The organism is Burkholderia pyrrocinia (genome assembly GCF_003330765.1).
GTDB classification, from domain to species: Bacteria; Pseudomonadota; Gammaproteobacteria; order Burkholderiales; family Burkholderiaceae; genus Burkholderia; species Burkholderia pyrrocinia_B.
Window position 1 is genome coordinate 2375357 of the sequence record NZ_CP024902.1, and the last position, 21445, is coordinate 2396801.

At 66.6% G+C, this 21445-nt stretch carries 19 protein-coding genes; 10 read left to right on the forward strand and 9 right to left on the reverse strand.

The genetic code is table 11. The features are described from left to right. Positions 1–218 precede the first annotated feature (218 nt). From tilS to cysS, 4 genes are all read right to left on the reverse strand, one after another. Complete coding sequence (gene tilS, locus CUJ89_RS11465; RefSeq protein ID WP_114177426.1) at positions 219–1637, reverse strand: tRNA lysidine(34) synthetase TilS; 1419 nt, start codon at positions 1635–1637, stop codon at positions 219–221. Between the two features lie 46 nt (positions 1638–1683). After that, the gene (locus CUJ89_RS11470) at positions 1684–2655 is read right to left on the reverse strand and encodes an acetyl-CoA carboxylase carboxyltransferase subunit alpha (protein ID WP_114177427.1); all 972 of its coding nucleotides are present in this window, start codon (positions 2653–2655) and stop codon (positions 1684–1686) included. A 103-nt stretch (positions 2656–2758) separates the two neighbouring features. After that, a complete protein-coding gene (locus tag CUJ89_RS11475) occupies positions 2759–3586 on the reverse strand; it encodes a DNA-3-methyladenine glycosylase family protein (RefSeq protein ID WP_114177428.1) in 828 nt (275 codons plus the stop codon). 43 nt (positions 3587–3629) lie between these two features. Next, complete coding sequence (gene cysS, locus CUJ89_RS11480; protein ID WP_114177429.1) at positions 3630–5027, reverse strand: cysteine--tRNA ligase; 1398 nt, start codon at positions 5025–5027, stop codon at positions 3630–3632. Between the two features lie 234 nt (positions 5028–5261). Between cysS and CUJ89_RS11490 the strand changes: the two genes are divergently transcribed. The 4 genes from CUJ89_RS11490 to CUJ89_RS11505 all read left to right on the forward strand — a co-directional run bounded on the left by CUJ89_RS11490 (position 5262) and on the right by CUJ89_RS11505 (position 8006). Next, the gene (locus tag CUJ89_RS11490) at positions 5262–5987 is read left to right on the forward strand and encodes a tetratricopeptide repeat protein (protein ID WP_201752233.1); all 726 of its coding nucleotides are present in this window, start codon (positions 5262–5264) and stop codon (positions 5985–5987) included. Between the two features lie 39 nt (positions 5988–6026). Then, positions 6027–6602: a peptidylprolyl isomerase gene (locus CUJ89_RS11495; protein ID WP_031399425.1), complete on the forward strand. Its 576-nt coding sequence runs from the start codon at positions 6027–6029 to the stop codon at positions 6600–6602. An 88-nt stretch (positions 6603–6690) separates the two neighbouring features. Beyond that, positions 6691–7182: a peptidylprolyl isomerase gene (locus CUJ89_RS11500; RefSeq protein ID WP_114177431.1), complete on the forward strand. Its 492-nt coding sequence runs from the start codon at positions 6691–6693 to the stop codon at positions 7180–7182. A 23-nt stretch (positions 7183–7205) separates the two neighbouring features. Continuing rightward, on the forward strand, positions 7206–8006 hold the full coding sequence (locus CUJ89_RS11505) for a UDP-2,3-diacylglucosamine diphosphatase (protein ID WP_114177432.1): 801 nt from the start codon (positions 7206–7208) through the stop codon (positions 8004–8006). Between the two features lie 48 nt (positions 8007–8054). On the opposite strand, the gene cysE is transcribed toward CUJ89_RS11505, so the two are convergent. Continuing rightward, the gene (cysE, locus tag CUJ89_RS11510) at positions 8055–8828 is read right to left on the reverse strand and encodes a serine O-acetyltransferase (protein ID WP_114178583.1); all 774 of its coding nucleotides are present in this window, start codon (positions 8826–8828) and stop codon (positions 8055–8057) included. Positions 8829–9027: 199 nt separating this feature from the next. Continuing rightward, positions 9028–9864 carry an RNA methyltransferase gene (locus CUJ89_RS11515; protein ID WP_236654886.1) on the reverse strand — a complete coding sequence of 279 codons (837 nt, stop codon included), beginning with the start codon at positions 9862–9864 and terminating at the stop codon, positions 9028–9030. A 235-nt stretch (positions 9865–10099) separates the two neighbouring features. Between CUJ89_RS11515 and CUJ89_RS11520 the strand changes: the two genes are divergently transcribed. The 4 genes from CUJ89_RS11520 to CUJ89_RS11535 all read left to right on the forward strand — a co-directional run bounded on the left by CUJ89_RS11520 (position 10100) and on the right by CUJ89_RS11535 (position 17129). After that, the gene (locus CUJ89_RS11520) at positions 10100–10903 is read left to right on the forward strand and encodes an inositol monophosphatase family protein (protein WP_114177433.1); all 804 of its coding nucleotides are present in this window, start codon (positions 10100–10102) and stop codon (positions 10901–10903) included. A gap of 490 nt (positions 10904–11393) precedes the next feature. Beyond that, complete coding sequence (locus CUJ89_RS11525) at positions 11394–13016, forward strand: NAD(P)/FAD-dependent oxidoreductase (RefSeq protein WP_114177434.1); 1623 nt, start codon at positions 11394–11396, stop codon at positions 13014–13016. 203 nt (positions 13017–13219) lie between these two features. Continuing rightward, the gene (gene mutS / locus CUJ89_RS11530) at positions 13220–15877 is read left to right on the forward strand and encodes a DNA mismatch repair protein MutS (RefSeq protein ID WP_114177435.1); all 2658 of its coding nucleotides are present in this window, start codon (positions 13220–13222) and stop codon (positions 15875–15877) included. After that, a complete protein-coding gene (locus CUJ89_RS11535) occupies positions 15858–17129 on the forward strand; it encodes a hypothetical protein (RefSeq protein WP_201752234.1) in 1272 nt (423 codons plus the stop codon). The genes mutS and CUJ89_RS11535 overlap by 20 nt, the downstream gene beginning before the upstream one ends. Here the strand turns inward: CUJ89_RS11535 and CUJ89_RS11540 are convergent. Continuing rightward, the gene (locus tag CUJ89_RS11540) at positions 17109–17651 is read right to left on the reverse strand and encodes an FKBP-type peptidyl-prolyl cis-trans isomerase (protein ID WP_114177436.1); all 543 of its coding nucleotides are present in this window, start codon (positions 17649–17651) and stop codon (positions 17109–17111) included. The two genes, CUJ89_RS11535 and CUJ89_RS11540, sit on opposite strands and share 21 nt — an antisense overlap. Before the next feature lie 32 nt (positions 17652–17683). Here CUJ89_RS11540 and CUJ89_RS11545 point away from each other — a divergent pair, with 32 nt between their 5' ends. After that, positions 17684–18904 carry a cupin domain-containing protein gene (locus tag CUJ89_RS11545; RefSeq protein WP_114177437.1) on the forward strand — a complete coding sequence of 407 codons (1221 nt, stop codon included), beginning with the start codon at positions 17684–17686 and terminating at the stop codon, positions 18902–18904. A gap of 56 nt (positions 18905–18960) precedes the next feature. Beyond that, positions 18961–19206, forward strand: a complete 246-nt coding sequence (locus CUJ89_RS38940; protein WP_075122947.1) for a hypothetical protein — start codon at positions 18961–18963, stop codon at positions 19204–19206. A gap of 307 nt (positions 19207–19513) precedes the next feature. On the opposite strand, the gene CUJ89_RS11560 is transcribed toward CUJ89_RS38940, so the two are convergent. Together CUJ89_RS11560 and bamC are read right to left on the reverse strand one after the other, a co-directional pair. Beyond that, positions 19514–20290: an MBL fold metallo-hydrolase gene (locus CUJ89_RS11560; protein ID WP_114177439.1), complete on the reverse strand. Its 777-nt coding sequence runs from the start codon at positions 20288–20290 to the stop codon at positions 19514–19516. Between the two features lie 4 nt (positions 20291–20294). Further along, on the reverse strand, positions 20295–21437 hold the full coding sequence (gene bamC, locus CUJ89_RS11565) for an outer membrane protein assembly factor BamC (RefSeq protein WP_114177440.1): 1143 nt from the start codon (positions 21435–21437) through the stop codon (positions 20295–20297). Between the last annotated feature and the right edge of the window lie 8 nt (positions 21438–21445).

Genomic DNA, 21445 nt, shown 5'->3' on the forward strand with positions numbered 1-21445 from the left:
GACGGATTTTGCCCGGAAGGCCGATCAGGCCGCGCAAACCGGGTACGTCACGCGGAAAACCTGCACAAATCGCTCAAAAATCGAGCCGAGCAAACGACCGAGCGTACCCGATAGAAGCCCGCTTGACAAGCCGCCCGCCGTGTCTGCGGCCGTTCCGGCGCTGTTTACCAAATGGTGAAAATGGGCGCGCCATCGCGTCGCCGGAAGCCTGCCCGCCGTTACGCGATCAACAGGTCGGGACGCCATTCGATCCGGCGCCACGCGCCGTCGCCGTCCGACACGCCGTCGGACCCGACGTCGCGGTTCACGCCAAGCCGCGGCACGTAGATCAGCCGGTCGCCCGCGAACAGCAGCGGCACGTCGCGCTGCCATGCCGGCACGCCGCGCTCCTGGAACAGGTTCTTCAGCGTGCGACCCGGCCCGCCCGGCGATGTGCGCATCCGCTCGCCGCCCGCGCGGGCGCGCGCCGCAAGCCGCACGCCGCGCAGCAGCGCCTCCGGCACCGCGCCGGCGCTTCCCGCATCGGCCGGCGCGAACACGAACGTGCCGCGCCATTCCGGCAGGTGCCAGACTTCCTGCCCGTCCCATGCGAGCACCGATTCCGCGTGCGGCGTCCCCATACCGTCGTCGGCCGGTTCGGCACTGTCGCCGGCTTCCCAGTAGACGACATCGCGATAGAGCCGCAGGCATTGCCCCGCGTGATCGACGCGCAGCGCATGCGCATCGTGCGCGGCGCGCAGCTGCCGCATCATGTTGGCGAGCCGGGCGGCCGACGCGCCCGGCAAACCGAGCCGGCGCATCCAGAAGCGCAGCAGGTTCGCGCCGCGCGTGTCGTCGAACGCGACCAGCGACTCGCGCGACAGCGCATGCCCGTCATCGCGCGCGGCGATGGAGAAATCCAGTTCGGCCAGATCGTCGAGCAGCCGCTGCGCGGCGGCCGCATGCTGGGCCGCACGACCGAGCGCGTCGCGAAAGCCCGGGAAATGCACGGCCAGTGCCGGCAACACGTCGATGCGCAGCGCATTGCGCGCATAGCGCGTGTCGCCGTTCGATTCGTCGTCGATCCACGCGAGCGCGTGCTGCGTCGCATAGCGCTCAAGTTGCGCGCGCAACAATCTCAGCAACGGACGCACACGCTCGACGCTCACGCCGTCGGGACGGTAGCGCGGCGCCATCGCGGCAAGCCCCGCGATCCCCGCGCCGCGCAACAACTGCAGCAGCACGGTCTCGGCCTGGTCGTCCGCATGCTGCGCGAGCCACAGCGCGGCCGCGCCGTGGCGTTCGCACATCGCGTCGAGCGCCGTGTAGCGACGCTCGCGCGCACTCGCCTCGATGCCGAGGCCGCTGTCGCGCGGCACGTCGACCCGCATCGATTCGAATTCGACGCCAAGCCGGGCCGCGCTCGCTGCGGCATGCGCGACCCACGCGTCGGCGTTCGCACTCAGGCCGTGATGCACGTGCAGCGCGACGCAGCGCGACGCGCCCGCGACACGCACGGCCGCGTCGAGCAGCACCGTCGAGTCGAGGCCGCCGCTGTAGGCGATCGCGATGCGCGCATCGGACGGCATGCCGGAAAGCGCAACGCCGACCGCGTCGAGTACGACGCGGTCGGCGGAGAATTCGGTCGGTGGGATCACGAGGCGGACGCGCGCGCAGCGGCGCGCGAATTGAACACGCGGCCGGTCATGCGCCCGGCGTGGTTTCCTTGAACTTGCCGTAGGCCATCAGGCGCTCGAAGCGGCGCTCGCGCACCGCATCGATGCTCATGCCCTGGAACTGGCGCAGCGAATCGGCGAGCGCGCGGCGCAGCAGCGCAGCCATGCCCTTCGGATCGCGATGCGCGCCGCCGAGCGGCTCGTTGATGATCTTGTCGATCAGGCCGAGCGCCTTCAGGCGGTGCGCGGTCAGGCCCAGCGCTTCCGCTGCTTCGGGCGCCTTCGCGGCGCTCTTCCACAGGATCGACGCGCAACCTTCCGGCGAGATCACCGAGTAGGTCGAGAACTGCAGCATCATCACGGTGTCGGCCACCGCGATCGCGAGCGCACCGCCCGAACCGCCCTCGCCGATCACCGTCGTGATGATCGGCGTCTTCAGCTCGGCCATCACATACAGGTTGCGGCCGATCGCCTCCGACTGGCCGCGCTCTTCCGCGCCGATGCCCGGGTATGCGCCCGGCGTGTCGACGAACGTGAAGATCGGCAGGCCGAACTTCTCGGCGAGACGCATCAGGCGTTCGGCCTTGCGATAGCCTTCCGGACGCGGCATCCCGAAGTTGCGCATCGCGCGCTCCTTCGTGTCGCGGCCCTTCTGGTGTCCGATCACCATGCACGGATGGCCGCCGAAGCGCGCGAGACCGCCGACGATCGACAGATCGTCCGCGAATGCGCGGTCGCCATGCAACTCGTGAAAATCGGTAAACAATTCCGCAACATAATCGAGCGTGTACGGACGCTGCGGATGCCGCGCAATCTGCGAAACCTGCCACGGAGACAGGTTCGCGTAGAGGTCTTTCGTCAGTTGCTGGCTTTTCTTCGACAGCCGCTCGATTTCTTCCGAAATATCGACAGCCGAGTCGTCCTGCACGAATCGCAGCTCTTCGATCTTGGCCTCGAGTTCGGCGATCGGCTGTTCGAAATCCAGAAACGTGGTCTTCATGTGTTCGAATCCTTGGGTCTTGCGGCAGCGCGTATTCTACCCGCGCGGGCGACGCTCAAAACCGGTTCTCAACTATTGATGTTTAAAACCCGATAGCCGCCACTCAAGCGTCGGCGTCAGGTGCATCGAGGCTGCGCCACATGTACCAGGTCGCGACCGTGCGCCACGGTTCCCAGTTGGCCGCGACCTCGCGCGCTTCGCTGCGCGTGACAGGTTCCCCGCTGAAGTAATTGACGCTGATCGCGCGGATCAGGCCCGGGTCGTCGAGCGGCAGCACGTCCGGCCGCGACAGGTTGAAGATCAGGAACATCTCGGCCGTCCAGCGGCTGATGCCGCGGATCTGCGTGAGTTCCGCGATCACGTCCTCGTCGTCCATCGACGTCCATTTGTCGACGTGCAGCGCGCCCGACACGAAATGCTGCGCGAGATCGAGGATGTATTCCGTCTTGCGCTTCGACAATCCGCACGCGATCAGCTTGTCCGCGCCGAGCCGGATCACCGGCTGCGGCGCGAGTTTCGGACAGGCATCCTCGATGCGCGCCCACAGCGACTGCGCGGACGGAACCGAAATCTGCTGGCCGACGACCGAGCGCGCGAGCGTGACGAACGGGTCGCCGCGCTTCACGAGATGCGCGGGACCGAACTTCGGAATCAGTTTCTTCAGGATCCGGTCGCGCTTGACGAGGTCGGCGCACGCCTTGTCCCAGTATGCAGGACGCACGACAACCTCCTCGCCGTCCGCTTCGGACACACGCGTCTTGCGGGCCGCGTCGGCGGCCGGCAGCCCGGCCGCCGGCTGCGCATGACCGTTGAGCGCGCCGTTCGGCACGGCGCGCGTCGCATCCGCCTTCGCCGCCGGCACGCGCTTGGCTGCCGGACGCGCGGCGACCGGGGTCGCGCGCCTGACCGGCGCTTTTCTGGCCGTTGCCATCTTGCCTCCTACCTGACGGATCGGTCAGTGGAACGCGCCGCGATCATACGCGACGCCATTCGGTCGATCCGCCCGGTTTGTCTTCAAGTGCGATACCGGCCTCGAGCAATTCCGCCCGGATCCGGTCCGCTTCGGCATAGTCCTTCGCTTGCTTCGCCGCGACGCGCGCGGCGATCTTCGCTTCGATCTCGTCGGCAGCGAGCCCGCCCGCCTGCGCGGCGCCGGACGCCTGCTGCAGGAACGCGCGCGGTTCGCGGCCCAGCAGGCCGAGCAGGCCTGCCAGCTGTTTCAGTTGCCGCGCGAGCGACACGTCGCGCGTGCGATTCACCTCGCCCGCCAGCTCGAACAGCGTCGCCACCGCAACAGGCGTGTTGAAATCGTCGTTCATCGCAGCCGCGAAACGCTGCGCGTGCGGCTCGTTCCAGTCGAGCGCGAGCGTGTCGGCCTCGACATCCTTCAGTGCGGTGTAGAGGCGCGTGAGCGACGCGCGCGCATCGTCGAGATGCACGTCGCTGTAGTTGAGCGGCGACCGGTAGTGCGTGCGCACGATGAAGAAGCGCATGACCTCGGCGTCGTATCGCTCGAGCACTTCGCGGATCGTGAAGAAGTTGCCGAGCGATTTCGACATCTTCTCGTTGTCGACCTGCACGAAGCCGTTGTGCAACCAGTAGTTGACGAACGTCTGGCCGGTCGCGCCTTCGCTCTGCGCGATCTCGTTCTCGTGGTGCGGGAATTGCAGATCCTGCCCGCCGCCGTGGATGTCGAAATGATCGCCGAGCAGCGTGCAGCCCATCGCCGAGCACTCGATGTGCCAGCCCGGGCGGCCCATCCCGTACTTCGACGCCCACGACGCGCCTTCCGGATCTTCCGGCTTCGCGCGTTTCCACAACACGAAATCGAGCGGATCTTCCTTCGCGTCGTTCGCGGCGACGCGCTCGCCCGCGCGGAGATCGTCGAGCGACTTGCCCGACAGCTTCCCGTAGTTCGCGAACTTGCGCACCGAGTAATTGACGTCGCCGTCGGCCGCCTGGTACGCGTAGCCGTTCGTCTCGAGCGTCTCGATCATGCCGAGCATCTGCGGAATGAATTGCGTCGCGCGCGGCTCGATGTCGGGCCGCTGGATGCCGAGCGCGCTTTCATCCTCGTGCATCGCACCGATGAACCGGTCGGTCAGCGACTTGATCGTCTCGCCGTTCTCGACCGCGCGGCGGATGATCTTGTCGTCGATGTCGGTGATGTTGCGCACATACGTGACCCGGTAGCCGATCGCACGCAACCAGCGCTGGACGAGGTCGAACACGACCAGCATGCGCGCGTGGCCCACGTGACAATAGTCGTAGACGGTGATCCCGCATACGTACATCCGCACTTCGCCGGACTGGCGCGGCACGAAAACTTGCTTGTCACGCGCGAGCGTGTTGTAGATGCGCAGTGATTCCATAGAGATGAACCGTGAGCCGAAGGAAACCGCCCTGGCGAAGCTCGCCCAGCATGCGAAACGGACGGACCATCTGCTGCGGCGCCAGGCCGAGCGTCCTCGATATCACATGGGGCGGTCAGGCTGCAAGCACAGCGGTGACGGCCACGAGAGGCAAAGAAAGACTGTCTGCGGCTCGCCGGAACGCGCAGACGTTTTGTTAGAATGGCTCGGAGTATAACATTCCGAATTACGCCTATGAAACCTCATCGCGGCCGCGCGCAGAGCGCTGCGACCCTCGTTGCGACCACCGTCATGGGCGTCGCGCTGACGCTTTTCGCGGCCCCCGCGGCGCATGCGCAGAAGGCCCCGGCCACCGCCGACGGCACCCCCGAAATCGACGCGTCCATCGCCGGCAAACAGTGGAAGCAGGCGCTCGCGCAGCTCGACGCGCGCATCGCGTCGAACCCGCACGACGTGCAGGCGCAGTTCAAGCGCGGCACCGTGCTGGCCCGCCTGAACCGCGACGACGACGCGATCCAGCAGTTCGTCGCGATCACGCAGGCGTACCCCGAACTGCCCGAGCCATACAACAACCTCGCGGCGCTCTACGCGAAGCACGGCCGCTACGACGAAGCGCGCACCGCGCTCGTCACGGCGACGCAATCCAACCCGAGCTACTCGCTCGCGTACGAGAACCTCGGCGACCTGTACCTGCGCCTCGCGGCCGAGTCGTACAAGCGCGCGCAATCGCTCGGCCGCACGAGCGGCGCAACCGCGCAGCGCCTCGCCGACCTGCAGAAGATCGTGTCGCCGCCGAAGGCCGCGCCCAACGCCCGTGCGGTCGCGCCGGCCTCGCGCGACTACACCAGCCGCGCAGCCGCGAACGTGAGCACCACCACGCTGCCGATGTCGCCGACGTTCCAGTTCAGCGGTCCGTCGGGCGCACTGGCGGCGCCGTACGTCGCGCCGCCGTCGCAATAAGCGGCGCGGCCCCCTTTCCCTCCCAACCTGAGGATCGCAATGAAACGTCTGTTGCTGGCGCTTGGCGGCGCCGCCCTTCTCGCGACCGCGCCCGCGTTCGCGCAATCGGCTACCGCGCACCCCGTCGTGCAGCTGAAGACCTCGCAGGGCGACATCCGCGTCGAGCTCTACCCGGAGAAGGCGCCGAAGTCCGTCGCCAACTTCCTCGATTACGTGAAGGCCGGCCAGTACAACGGCACGATCTTCCATCGCGTGATCAAGGGCTTCATGATCCAGGGCGGCGGCTACAAGACCAACTTCGAGGAAAAGCCGACCCGCGCGCCGATCCCGCTGGAGAGCCGCAATGGTCTGAAGAACCTGACGGGCACGATCGCAATGGCGCGCACGAGCGATCCGAATTCGGCCACCGCGCAGTTCTTCATCAACACGGTCGACAACAGCGGCCTCGACTACCCGAACCCGGACGGCAACGGCTATGCGGTGTTCGGCAAGGTCGTGTCGGGTCTCGACGTCGTGAAGAAGATCGAAGGCGTGGCGACGACCTCGCGCGGCCCGATGCAGGACGTGCCCGCACAGCCGATCGTGATCGAATCGGCCAGCATCGTCTCGAAGTAAGAACCTGCCGGCACGTCCGGCGCCTCACGCGGCCGCGTCGCACGACCGGCCGCGTGCCATTTAAACCGCCTCACCGAAGGAATACATCATGGTTGAACTGCACACGAACCACGGCGTCATCAAGCTCGAACTCGACGCCGAGAAGGCACCGAAGTCGGTCGAGAACTTCCTGAACTACGTGAAGAAGGGCCACTACGACAACACGGTGTTCCATCGCGTGATCAACGGCTTCATGATCCAGGGCGGCGGCTTCGAGCCGGGCCTGAAGCAGAAGCCGACCGACGCGCCGATCGACAACGAGGCGAACAACGGCCTGAAGAACGACAACTACACGGTCGCGATGGCGCGCACCAACGATCCGCACTCGGCGACGGCCCAGTTCTTCATCAACGTGAACGACAACGACTTCCTGAACCACTCGTCGCCGACGCCGCAAGGCTGGGGCTACGCCGTGTTCGGCAAGGTCGTCGAAGGCCAGGACGTGGTCGACAAGATCAAGGGCGTCAAGACGGGCAACGCTGGCTTCCATCAGGACGTACCGGCCGACGACGTCGTGATCGAGAAGGCCGTCGTGGTCTGACGCACGGTTACGGAGGCACTTCGATGTTGCAGGAGAGTCCGCCGCGAAGCGTCTCCGCGGGCGTGCCGGGCGAGCGCGAGTACGCGCAAGCCGCACGCCCGTTCCTGTTTCTCTCCGATCTGCATCTGAGCGAAGCGATTCCGAAGACGGTCGCCGCGTTCGAGCATTTCGTGAGATACACCGCCGACAGCGCCGACTCGGTGTTCATCCTCGGCGACCTGTTCGAATACTGGATCGGCGACGACATACTCGACGACGATCCGTTCGCGGCACGCATGGCCGCGCTGATGCACACGTTCTCGGAACGCGGGATCGCGCTCTACGTGATGCACGGCAACCGCGATTTCCTGCTCGGCCGGCGCTTCATGAAGGCAGCCGGCGCGATGCTGCTGCCCGACCCTTCGCTGATCATGGCGTTCGGCCAGCGCATCGTGCTCGCGCACGGCGACGCGCAATGCACGGCCGACCGCGGCTATCAGGTGTTCCGCCGCTTCGCACGCAACCGCGTCGCGCAATGGCTGTTTCTCGCCTGGCCGTTCCGCTGGCGCCGCGCGCTCGCGCAGCGCATGCGCTCGAACAGCGAAGCGGGCCGGATGCGCCCCGTTTCGGCGATCTACGATGTCACACGTGAAGGCGTGGCCGCGCTGTTCCGGAAAAGCCGCGCAGGCGTGATCATTCACGGCCACACGCACCGCCCCGCATGCCACGCCGAACCGGGCGGCATACGCTGGGTGCTGCCCGACTGGGATCTCGACCAAGGCACGCCGCGCGGCGGCTACCTGCGCGTCGATGCGGAAGGCATCCACGCAATGCCGCTCGACTGACGCCGCCGCTGCCGATGCGCCGGCCGGCAGCCGTCGGCGCACATCGCGTTACGTCTGGCGTTCGACCGCCTTTCCTTCCAGCACCGCCGACAGCCGGCGCAGGTCGAGGCGCGCCGCATCGGCGCCCTGCAGCGTTTCCAGATGCGTGCCGAGCCGCTCAAGTGCCGCGACGATCTCGTCGACGCGGCGGCTTTCCTTCGCCGCGTGATCGATCAGGCCGTGAATCGCGAGCGACATCGGATCGTCGGCGTTCGGCGTGATCCCGTATGCGCAGAATGCCGCGCGCTCGGGCTGCGGCTTCGGCTGTGCCGGCATCACGATGCGCGCCGGATTGCCGACCGCCGTACCGCCCGCCGGCACCGGCTTCACGACGACGGCGTTCGAGCCGATCTTCGCGCCCGCGCCTACCGTGAAACCGCCGAGCACCTTCGCGCCCGCGCCGACGATCACGCCGGCCTCGAGCGTCGGGTGGCGCTTCGCGCCGCGCGTGAGTGACGTGCCGCCCAGCGTCACGCCCTGATAGATCGTGCAATCGTCGCCGATGATCGCCGTCTCGCCGATCACGACACCCATGCCGTGATCGATGAACACGCGCCGGCCGATCGTCGCGCCGGGGTGGATTTCGATACCCGTCAGGAACCGCCCTGCCTGCGACGCGAAACGCGCGAGCCAGTAGCGCTTCGCACGCCAGCATGCGTGTGCGAAACGGTGCAGCACGAGCGCATGGAGCCCCGGATAACAGGTCAGCACTTCCCAGGCACTGCGAGCGGCGGGATCCCGCTCGCGAATCGTTGCAACGTCTTCGCGCAGTCTCGTGAACATGATCTGATCGGGGAAAAGGCCGGCGCGCACCGCCGACAATGACCGGCCGTTATCGCGCCGGGTAATTTGCTTATGACGTCCGGCGATTGTAGGGCCAGTCGCGCACGGCCGCACGAGGTCGCGCGTTCACCCCGCCGCCGGTGCGGGTATTCAGCCGGGACGCCGCGCCTGAACGCCCCGCTACCGGTGCGCCGGCCGCTTACGCGTCGCCGTCGGGCTTGCCCGATTTCAGCAGGATGTGCTTCGCGACGCCGCGCAGGATGTTGACCTCCTCGCGCTCGAGGCCCGTGCGCGCGAACAGGCGCCGCAGCCGCGGCATCAGTTTCTTCGGATTGCGCGGGTCGAGGAAATCGAGCGCGATCAGCGCGTTCTCGAGGTGCACGTACATCCGCTCGATCTCGTCGCTCTGCGCGAGCGTGCCGACCTCGGCCGACGGTTGCGGCGACGGCTCGCTCGCCTGCTCGAGAAACGCGACGCGCAACTCGTACGCGAGCACCTGCACGGCCTGTGCGAGGTTCAGCGAGCTGTAGGCCGGGTTCGCCGGGATATGCGCGAGCGCGCTGCACTGCTCGACATGCTCGTTCGCGAGGCCCGTGCGCTCGTTGCCGAACACGAGCGCGATATCGCCCGTGCCGACCTGCGCGCACGCCTGCGTGGCGGCAGCACGTGGCGCAAGGCGCGGCGGCCCGTATTCGCGCGTACGCGCGGTCAGCGCGATCGACCAGTGGACGCCGGACAGCGCGTCGCCCAGCGTCGGCACGACATGCGCGGACGCGAGGACGTCGTCCGCGCCGCTGGCCATCGCGATCGCCTCGGGGTCGCTCTGCACGTGCGGCACGCGCGGCGCGACCAGCACGAGACGCGAGAATCCCATCGTCTTCAGCGCGCGGGCGGCCGCCCCGACGTTGCCGGGATGGCTCGGCTCGACGAGCACGAAGCGGGTGGACGTAAAGCCGCCGGACGGTGCGGCGGTGTTCTGCGGGGTTTCCACTACGATACGACTCGGTTCATCAGAATGGCCGTATGGTATCGCCATCGCCCCTGCAAACCCACTCGTCCCGATGGCCAGTGGGGGTTTCCCCGCATTCTGGCCGCCTGAAACCGCCGAAAATCGGGTAAAATCATGCCTTTACGTGTCGCGCTTCGCGCGGCGCGGGTCGTACCCCGCTCTTTGTCAATTCGCGTCTCACCTCGCCCGGCACGCTTGCGCCGTTCCGGACGGTTGTTCCACTTCGTGGCGGCCCGTGCCGCCGGCTACAGGATCCAGGCTCATGCATCCCATGCTCAACATTGCTGTCAAGGCTGCGCGCCGCGCCGGGCAGATCATCAATCGCGCGTCCCTCGATCTCGACCTGATCGAGATCCGCAAGAAGCAGCAGAACGACTTCGTCACCGAAGTGGACAAGGCCGCCGAAGACGCGATCATCGAGACGCTGAAGACCGCCTACCCCGACCACGCGATCCTCGCGGAAGAATCGGGCGAATCGGAGAACGAATCCGAATTCAAGTGGATCATCGATCCGCTCGACGGCACGACCAACTTCATCCACGGCTTCCCGTACTACTGCGTGTCGATCGCGCTCGAGCACAAGGGCATCGTCACGCAGGCCGTCGTCTACGATCCGAACAAGAACGACCTGTTCACGGCCACGCGTGGCCGCGGTGCGTACCTGAACGACCGCCGTATCCGCGTCGGCCGCCGCGACCGCCTGTCCGACGCCCTGGTCGGCACGGGCTTCCCGTTCCGCGAAAAGGACGGCCTCGACGCGTACGCGCGCCTCTTCACCGAAATGACGCAGGCCTGCACGGGCCTGCGCCGCCCGGGCGCGGCGGCACTCGATCTCGCAAACGTCGCGGCCGGCCGCCTCGACGCGTTCTTCGAACAGGGCATCAACGTGTGGGACATGGCCGCGGGCAGCCTGCTGATCACCGAGGCCGGCGGCCTCGTCGGCAACTACACGGGCGATGCCGATTTTCTGCATCGCCATGAGATCGTCGCCGCGAACCCGAAGATCTATGCGCAGATGATCCCGATCCTGAACCGCTACAGCCGCATGCATCCGGCGGCGGAATAAGCCCCGGCCGCGCCCGCCCTTGCGGTGCGCTTCGACGGCCCGTGTTCGCTTCGTGCGGCGCGGGCCGTCGGCAACGCAATGCTGCGTGCGTAGCACGTCGCCACCGCCCTTTTCCGGCTGGCGGCCGTATTTTTGCGCGGCATTTATATCGATGTGCTATGTTGGCCAGCTTGAACGACAAGGGCGGCTACGCCCGCATGACGTGGCTTTCGCACGAACCACTCGCCAGCACCGTCATGATGGAGCGACTTTCGCTTCCCGATTATTCGGGGACGGAAAATCTTCCCCGCACAAGGGTCGCTTCATGCTCCCATCCTGAAGTTGCCCGAGTTGCCCGGCCTGGTCAGCATGCAGCCCGTCGTACAGCTTTTCCAGCGATGAAAGGTTTGCATCCGGGATACCCGCGTGGCGAACAACGCCGCCACCAGCATGCCGGCCTGCGCCCGTCTCAACACCGCCACGACTCCGTGGCAACCGCATCCGAATACTCATGTTACGGCTAAGCGAAGTTAAACTCCCCCTCGACCATAGCGAAAGCGCGCTCGAAGCTGCGATTCGCGCGCGCCTCGCGGACCTCGGCGTGGCGGCAGACGGGCTCCTCCGTTACACCGTGTTCCGCCGTGCGCACGATGCACGCAAGCGCTCCGATATCAAGCTGACGTATATCGTCGATGTCGAGGTCAAGGACGAAGCGGCCGCGCTCACGCAACTTGCCGGCAAGCCGCATTGCGGCCTGACGCCTGACATGGCGTACCGCTTTGTCGCGAAGGCCCCCGAGCACACCGCTTTCCTGCGTCCGGTTGTCATCGGCATGGGGCCGTGCGGCCTGTTTGCCGGACTTATCCTCGCGCAGATGGGATTCCGCCCCATCATCCTCGAACGTGGCAAAGCCGTGCGCGAGCGCACCAAGGACACCTTTGGCCTGTGGCGCAAGGGTGTACTCAACCCCGAATCCAACGTGCAGTTTGGCGAAGGCGGGGCCGGGACATTTTCCGACGGCAAACTGTACAGCCAGATCAAGGATCCCAACCACTATGGCCGCAAGGTGCTGGACGAATTCGTCAAGGCGGGCGCACCGGAAGACATCCTGTATCTGAGCCGGCCGCACATCGGCACGTTCCGCCTCGTCAGCATGGTGGAAAAAATGCGCGCTTCGATCCACGAACTGGGTGGTGAAGTGCGCTTCGAAACCCGGGTTGACGACATCGAAATCGATCAGGGCAAGGTGCGCTCGCTCAAGCTCTCGAACGGGGAAACGCTCCGGTGCGACCACGTGGTGCTGGCCGTGGGCCACAGCGCGCGCGACACCTTCCAGATGCTGCACGATCGCGGCGTTTATATCGAAGCCAAGCCGTTCTCGCTGGGTTTTCGCATCGAACATCCGCAGGGGCTGATCGATCGCAGCCGCTTCGGCAAGTTTGCAGGCCACAAGCAACTCGGTGCGGCCGACTATAAGGTGGTCCACCACTGCAGCAATGGACGGGCGGTCTACAGCTTCTGCATGTGCCCTGGAGGCACGGTAGTCGCGGCAACCTCCGAGCCGGGCCGCGTGGTCACCAATGGCATGAGCCAGTATTCCCGCGCCGAGCGCAACGCGAATGCGGGCATCGTCGTCGGCATCACGCCGGAAGACTATCCCGGCGGTCCACTGGCGGGCATCGCGTTCCAGCGCCAATGGGAAGAGCGCGCATTCGAACTCGGCGGCGGCGATTACCGCGCGCCGGGCCAACTGGTCGGGGATTTTATTGCAGGCCGGCCGTCAACGTCGCTTGGCTCCGTGGAGCCGTCGTACAAGCCTGGCGTGCACCCGACCGATCTCAGCACCGCGCTCCCGGACTACGTGATCGAAGCAATCCGTGAAGCGCTACCCGAGATCGACAAGAAGATCGCTGGTTTCGCGATGCACGATGCCGTGCTCACCGGCGTGGAGACGCGCACTTCGTCACCGATCCGGGTTCGACGCAGAGACGATTACCAGAGCATGAACGTCGAAGGCCTGTATCCGGCCGGCGAAGGCGCGGGGTATGCGGGTGGTATCTATTCGGCAGCCATCGACGGCATCGAGGTCGCGCAAGCGCTGGCACTCAGCCTGACGTCGGCGCACGCGTCCTGATGTGCCGGATCGGCGCACGAAGGTCCGTGAGCCGAGTGAAGCTGACTTTCGAGTGTCCGCCGGAGGGCGAGGTCGAATAACCGCATATGGCCGACAGCCGCCTGTCGCGATCTCCGGCGACTGGCCGAAAGGCGAACTTCGTGCGTGCACGTCGGGGCCGCTGGTAAACTCGGCCAACCACCAAGCAACTTTACGCCTGACCTATGACCACGCTGTCGCCCGAGGCCTTTGCAGGCCACACCCCGATGATGCAGCAGTACCTCCGCATCAAGGCCGACCATCCCGACACGCTCGTCTTCTACCGGATGGGCGACTTCTACGAGCTGTTCTTCGAGGATGCGGAAAAAGCCTCACGCCTGCTCGACCTGACCCTCACGCAGCGCGGCGCATCGGCCGGTACGCCGATCAAGATGGCCGGCGTGCCGCATCACGCGGTCGAGCAGTATCTGGCGAAGCTCGTGAAGATGGGCGAATCGGTCGCGATCTGCGAGCAGATCGGCGATCCGGCCACGTCGAAGGGCCCCGTCGAGCGCAAGGTCGTGCGCGTCGTCACGCCCGGCACGCTGACCGATGCCGCGCTGCTGTCCGACAAGAACGACGTCTACCTGCTCGCGATGTGCACAGGCCACAACAAGCGCGGCGTCGCGGTCAACATCGGCCTCGCCTGGCTGAACCTCGCCAGCGGTGCGCTGCGGCTCGCCGAAATCGAGCCCGAGCAGCTCGGCGCCGCGCTCGAGCGCATCAGGCCGGCCGAAATCCTGACGGCGGACGGCGCAACCGACGCCGTGCCGGCTGGCGCGGGTGCAAGCAAGCGCGTGCCGGCATGGCACTTCGACATCGCGTCGGGCACGCAACGCCTGTGCGATCAGCTCGATGTCGCCAGCCTCGACGGTTTCGGTGCGCATTCGCTGACGAGCGCGTGCGGCGCGGCCGGCGCGCTGCTGCTCTATGCCGCGGCCACGCAAGGCCAGCAGTTGCGGCACGTGCGCAGCCTGAAGGTCGAGAACGAAACCGAATACATCGGGCTCGATCCGGCCACGCGCCGCAACCTCGAACTGACCGAGACGCTGCGCGGCACCGAGTCGCCGACGCTGTATTCGCTGCTCGACACCTGTTGCACGACGATGGGCAGCCGCCTGCTGCGTCACTGGCTGCATCACCCGCCGCGCGCGTCGGTCGCCGCGCAGTCGCGCCAGCAGGCGATCGGCGCGCTGCTCGATGCACCGGCTAACGCAAGCCTCGATGCGCTGCGCAGCGCGCTGCGCCAGATCGCCGACGTCGAACGAATCACGGGGCGTCTCGCGCTGCTGTCCGCGCGCCCGCGCGACCTGTCGAGCCTGCGCGACACCTTCGCCGCGCTGCCGGCCCTGCGCGAGCGCATCAGCGCGATCGTCGAGAATGCGGATACGCTCGCACGCGTCGACGCGGCGCTCGCACCGCCCGCCGAATGCCTCGACCTGCTGACGAGCGCGATTGCGCCCGAACCGGCCGCCATGGTGCGCGACGGCGGCGTGATCGCACGCGGCTACGACGCCGAGCTCGACGAGCTGCGCGACATCTCGGAGAACTGCGGACAGTTCCTGATCGATCTCGAAGCGCGCGAGCGCACGCGCACCGGCATCGCGAACCTGCGCGTCGAATACAACAAGGTGCACGGCTTCTACATCGAGGTCACGCGCGGCCAGACCGACAAGGTGCCCGACGATTACCGCCGTCGTCAGACGCTGAAGAACGCCGAGCGCTACATCACGCCCGAACTGAAGACCTTCGAGGACAAAGCGCTGTCCGCGCAGGAACGCGCGCTGGCGCGCGAGCGCGCACTGTACGACGCGGTACTGCAGGCGCTGCTGCCGTTCATCCCCGAGTGTCAGCGCGTCGCGTCGGCACTCGCCGAACTCGACCTGCTCGCCGCATTCGCCGAACGCGCCCGCGCGCTCGACTGGGTCGCACCGACCTTCACCGACGAGATCGGCATCGACATCGAACAGGGCCGCCATCCGGTCGTCGAAGCCCAGGTCGAACAGTTCATCGCGAACGACTGCCGGTTCGGCACCGAGCGCAAGCTGCTGCTGATCACCGGTCCGAACATGGGCGGCAAGTCGACGTTCATGCGGCAGACCGCGCTGATCGCGCTGATGGCTTATGTCGGCAGCTACGTGCCGGCCCGGTCGGCGTGCTTCGGTCCGATCGACCGGATCTTCACGCGCATCGGCGCGGCGGACGACCTCGCGGGCGGCCGCTCGACGTTCATGGTCGAGATGACCGAGGCCGCGGCGATCCTCAACGACGCGACGCCGCAAAGCCTCGTGCTGATGGACGAGATCGGCCGCGGCACGTCGACGTTCGACGGCCTCGCGCTCGCGTGGGCCATCGCGCGCCACCTGCTTGCGCACAACACCTGCTACACGCTGTTCGCGACGCACTACTTCGAGCTGACGCAACTGCCGACCGAATTCCCGCAGGCGGCCAACGTCCACCTGTCGGCCGTCGAGCACGGCCACGGCATCGTGTTCCTGCACGCGGTCAACGAAGGCCCGGCGAATCAGAGCTACGGTCTGCAGGTCGCGCAGCTCGCGGGTGTCCCGGCGCCCGTGATCCGTGCCGCGCGCAAGCACCTCGCCTATCTCGAACAGCAGTCGGCGGCACAGCACACGCCGCAACTCGACCTGTTCAGCGCGCAGCCGGTCGTCGCCGACGATCTCGAATGCGCGGATGCACCGGCGCGGCCCGACACGCCGCATCCGGCGCTCGACAAGCTGCGCGACATCGATCCCGACGATCTCAAGCCGCGCGAGGCCCTCGACCTGCTGTACGAACTGCGCACGCTGGTCCGGTCACGCGATGCCGACGGGCACGCGTAAGCGCATCCCGCGCGGCCTGCCGGCCCGCGCCGCCGCCGCGCTCGTCGCGGCGGCGCTCGCGCTCGCACAGGCCGGCGCGCTGGCTGCACCGCCGAAGCGCACCGCCGCGCCCTACTCGTTCGCGGTCGTGTCAGGCGTCATCAACGTACCGGCGGACGAACCGGCCGCGCAGCGGCTGCTCGATTCGATCGCGCGCGAGCGCAACCTCGCTTTCGTCGTCTATGCGGGCGATCTCAAGGGCTCGAAGGAAGCATGCCGCGATGCGCTGTATTCGCAGCGCGGCGCGATCCTGGACGCGGCACGCGTGCCGCTCGTGTTCATTCCGGGCCGCGACGACTGGGTGACGTGCAACACCGCGGCCGGCGGCGGCTACGATCCGGTCGAGCGGCTCGACTTCCTGCGGCAGACGCTGCTCGCCGATTCGGCACTGCCCGACCCCGGCGCGCTGCAGATCACGCGTGAAAGCGAAGTCGCCCGGTTCCGGCCGTATCGCGAGAACGCACGCTGGATGCGCGACGACATCGTCTACGTCGCGCTCAACGCGCCGGCGCCGAACAACCATTTCCTGACGGCCGGCGGCCGCAACGGCGAATTCGAGGACCGCATCATCGCGAACGGTTTCTGGATCGACCACGCGGCCGAATATGCGAAACGGCGCGAGGCGCGCGCGATGGTCGTCATTTTCGAAGGCGATCCGCAGTTCGAACGCTATGAACGCTCGGAACGCTTCGCATGGCTGCGTTTCAACCGGCCGCGCGTACGCGACGGCTTCCGTGAACTGAAACGAACGCTGGTGAAGGCGGCGGCGACGTTTCGCGGCCCGATACTGGTGATGCACGCGAGCAGCGAGCCGCTTGCGAACGGCTTTCTGATCGATCGTCCGCTGCGTGCCGACGAAGGTGAACTGGTAGGAAACGTGACGCGCGTCGCGATCGGACCGCGCCATCCGGCGAATCAGTGGGTGAAGGTGAGCGTGTCGCCGGCACGGCAGACGATCTTCAACGTGAGCCTGCAGGACGTGCCGAAGAACCTGCCCGTGCCGCCCGCGCTGCCGCTCGTGCCGCACGACGATGTCCCGCTGCCGCAGATGCCGGAAATCCCCGCGTTGCCGGCGCTGCCCGATTCGTCGTCGGTCGCGCCGCCGCTGCAGGGCGACGGCGCCGCACCCGGCGGCGCGTCGTGGCCTGCGCCGCCCCCTGCGTCGGGGCCGGCGCCCGGCCTGCCTGCGAGCTCAGTGCAGGGTGCGCCCTGACGGCGCTTCGCCGTCCTCGTCTTCGTCCTCGTCGACGATTTCAAGCCCTTCCGCGCCATGCGCGTGCTCATGCTCGATTTCGTCTTCGGTTGCTTCGCGCACGTCCTTCACGGTGAGTGCGAAACGCAGCGCCATGCCTGCCAGCGGGTGATTGCCGTCGAGCACGACCTTGTCTTCGGCGACGTCGGTGACCGTATAGACCAGCGAATCGACTTCCTCGTCGCCGTCTTCCGGCGTGCCTTCGAACTGCATGCCCACTTCGAGCGGCTCGGGGAAACGATCGCGCGGCTCGACCTTCACGAGTTCGGGATCGTAGTCGCCGAACGCGTCCTGCGGCTCGAGCTGAATCTGCGCCTGGTAACCCGGCTCCTGGCCGTCGAGCTGTTCCTCGATCTTGGGGAACGTGCCATCATAGCCGCCGTGCAGATAGACCATCGGCTCGTCGCTTTCCTCGATCAGATTGCCCTGTGCATCCGACAGCTTGTAAGTGACCGACACGACGGTGTTTTTTGCGATTTTCATCCAATTCTCCCAAATACAAGTCTCATTATACGATGCGCAACCGGTCTCAAGCCGAACCGCGGGATGCCGCTGCCGCCCCGCTCGGCGCGCCGCCCTCCGATCTTCCCACACCGCTGCTCGGCGGTCTCACGCCGGCGCAATTCATGCGCGGCTACTGGCAGAAGAAGCCGCTCCTGATCCGCCAGGCGATTCCCGGCGTCGCGTCGCCGGTCACGCGCGACGCATTGTTCGAGCTGGCAGCGGACTATGACGCGGAATCGCGACTGATCACCCATTTTCGTAACAAGTGGCAACTGGCGCACGGTCCGTTCGAGCCCGGCTCGCTGCCTGCCGTCACGCGCAAGTCCTGGACCCTGCTCGTGCAGGGGCTCGACCTGCACGTCGATGCGGCACGCGCCTTGCTCGACCGCTTCCGCTTCATCCCCGACGCGCGCCTGGACGACCTGATGATCTCGTATGCGACGGACGGCGGCGGCGTCGGCCCGCATTTCGACTCGTATGACGTATTCCTGCTGCAGGTCGAAGGCCGGCGTCGCTGGCGCGTCGGTGCGCAGAAGGACCTGTCGCTGCAGCCGGACGTGCCGCTGAAGATCCTCGAAAACTTCGAGCCGAGCGACGAATGGGTGCTGGAGCCCGGCGACATGCTGTACCTGCCGCCGCACGTCGCGCACGACGGCGTCGCCGAAGGCGAATGCATGACCTGCTCGATCGGCTTCCGGGCCCCGTCCGCCGGCGAACTGGGCGCCCAGTTCCTGTACTATCTCGCGGAGCGCGGCGGCCTGCGCGACGGGCGCGGCGACGACCTCTACCGCGATCCGAAGCAGCCGGCCGTCGACACGCCCGCGCAACTGCCTCCGGCGATGGTCGAGCGCGTCGCCGAGATCGTCGACGCAATCCGCTGGCGCAAGCGCGACGTCGCCGAATTCCTCGGCTGCTACCTGAGCGAGCCCAAGCCGAACGTCGTATTCGACCCGCCCGCACGCCCGCTGTCCGAGGCCGCATTCGTCACGCAAGCGTCACGCCGCGGCGTGTGTCTCGACAGAAGGGCCGCATTGATGTATAACGCGCGCTCGTACTTCATTAATGGCGAAGAAGGACCACTCGAGCAGGCCAGTGAATGGCTGCCCGAACTGGCCAATCAACGCCAGATGGAGGCGAAACGGTTTGTAACACTATCCCGGGCTCCCTCAATGACAGCCTTGTTGCACGAGTGGTATCGTGCGGGCTGGATACGGGTCGGAGGCCGGAATTAGTGTGAGTCGCCCCGTACGCCCATACGGATTAAATTCTGTATGGGAAAGACAACGTATTGACCCCGCATTTGTCGACGGTCGATAGGAAAGTGCATATAATTTCCGCCCAAGCCGTAGGGAAGATTCACGCTCTAGAAGTGCATCTCCACCAGCGGCCCAGGTCGGTGTTGGAGCACATTACCGGTATTGTTTCGCGCTGTTGCTTACCTTTAACCATAAAAGGACGTGATCATGAAGAAATCCCTCCTCGTAGCTTCCCTGTTGGCTGCTGTTGCACTGGCTGCTTGCAACAAGAGCGCTGATCAAGCTGCTTCGTCGGCTGCAAGCGACGCGGCTGCTGCTGCTTCGACGGCTGCTTCGGCAGTTGCTGGTGCTGCGAGCGACGCTTCGGCTGCTGCTTCGTCGGCAGTTGGTGCTGCGAGCGACGCTGCTGCTGCAGTGGCGTCGGCTGCTTCGGCAGCGACGGCTGCTCCGGCTTCGGGCGCAAGCCAGTAAGCCTCAGCGTCAGCTGAAAAAAAAACCGGCCCGAGGGCCGGTTTTTTTACGTCTGCCGTTTCCGCGCACATCACCCGGCAGTCGCACGGGCCGTCGCAGCGGCCCTGCCCCCGCTCATCCGAGCATCAGCCAGTCGAACCCCGCGTCCTGCGTGGCCACGATCACGTCGTCCCCGCTAGTCCCCAGTACGCCGGCAAATCCCTGGCGGGCCAGTTCCGGCAGGTTGTTCTGCTGGCTCAAGTGTGCCGCGACCAGATGCTGGAGGCGGCTGCGTTCAAGCGACGCGAGGATGTCGGCCGCCGCGTCGTTGCTCAGGTGGCCGTGGTTGCCGCCGATCCGCGCCTTCAGCGACTGCGGATAGCGGCTCGCGGCCAGCATCGCGGTGTCGTGGTTGGATTCGAGCACCAGTGCGTCACAACCGCTCAGGACGGCCGTGATGTGCGGCGTGGACATCCCGACGTCCGTCAGCACGCCGAGCCGGCGGCAGCCGTCCATAAAGACGAACTGGAGCGGCTCCCGCGCATCGTGAGGGACCGTATAGGGCATCACGGCCAGATCGCGTATCGCGGCCGTCTCGTCGCCCCACAGCACGTGGAGATCGACATCGGCCTCGTCCGCGCCTACCGCGCGCGCGGTGCCCCAGCTCATGTAGAGCGGCAGCGACGCGCGGCGGGCGAGCGTCAGCGCACTGCCGACGTGGTCGCTGTGTTCATGGGTGATGAGGATCGCATCGAGATCACCGATGCCGAGATTCAGTCGGCCGAGCCGGCGCTCGACCTCCTTGGCAGAAAAGCCGCAGTCGAGCAGCACGCGGGTGGTCGTCGTGCCGCTCGAGGCCTCGACGACCAGCGCGTTGCCTTCGCTGCCGCTTCCGAGGCTGGCGAAACGCACGCGCTCAGTTCAGCTGCGCGTGGAGCAGCGAAATGATCCGCTGTGCGTCCGACGAGTTGTCGACCTGGCCGTTTGCGCCGACCACCGCGACCTGCGTGCCGCCGCCTTGCGCGCGCACGTTGACCAGGAATTCCCTGCCCGGCTTCGCGGCCTGCGGACCACCGTAGAACAGCTTGCCGAACAGGCCGTCACGCTTGAGCTCTTCCATCGAATTCGCATAGCGCACGGTGTACACGCCCTTCTCGCGGTCGCGATTGTCGACCGTGAAGTTGGTACGATCGAGCGCAAGACCCACGCGCAGCCACGCGCGGTCGAACGACTCCGCCAGCTGCAGCGTCGCTGCGCCGCTGCTCGTGTCGCTGACCTGCGTCGGTGCCGTCGCGGAATGCGCATCGGTCAGCAACTGCTTCGCCTGCGCGTCGGTCAGGCCGAACTTCTGCATCAGCTTCGACAGGAATACGGCTTCGAGCACCGGATTGCGCGGACGCTCTTCCCAGCGCGACGACGTGCCGCCCTGCGGGCCGACCATCATTTCTTCCATCGCGCTGTGCGTGATCGAGATGTCGGTGTTGCCGTCCGACGTGCGGTTCACGAGCGTACGGAAGCGGTCGCGCGTGCCGGACGAGTAGGCGAAATCGATGACCTTGCCGATCGTGCGGCGGAACCAGTCGTCGGGAATGTTCGCGCGGTTTTCGGCCCAGTCGGTTGCCATGATGCCCGTCGACGGCGCATCGGTCTTCAGCGAGAAGCCGTTCTCCTGCCAGAACTCCTTCAGGATCGGCCACAGCTGCTCGGGCGTCCGGCCATCGACGACGAGCCAGCGGCGATCGCCGTCGCGCTCGATGTGCATGCCGAGCGGATCCTGCGCGCTCGGGATGCCGTCGGTCGCATTACCGGCCTGCGTCGCGACCCGCGGCGGCAGCGTGCCGAGCCCGGCGTTGGTCGGCGGCGCGATGAACTGCTGGGTCGTCGGCACCGGCTTCAGGTCGCTCGGCACCGCGAGCGGCGGCGCCGAACCGGTGTTCTTGTAGTTGACCCGGTCGGGAGCCAGATAGTCGTTCAGCGTATCGCAGCCGGCGAGCGCGCCCAGCGCCAGCGCCATCACCGACATCTGGATGGCGCGAGAAGAAAAGGCGAAACGTTTCATGAAATCCT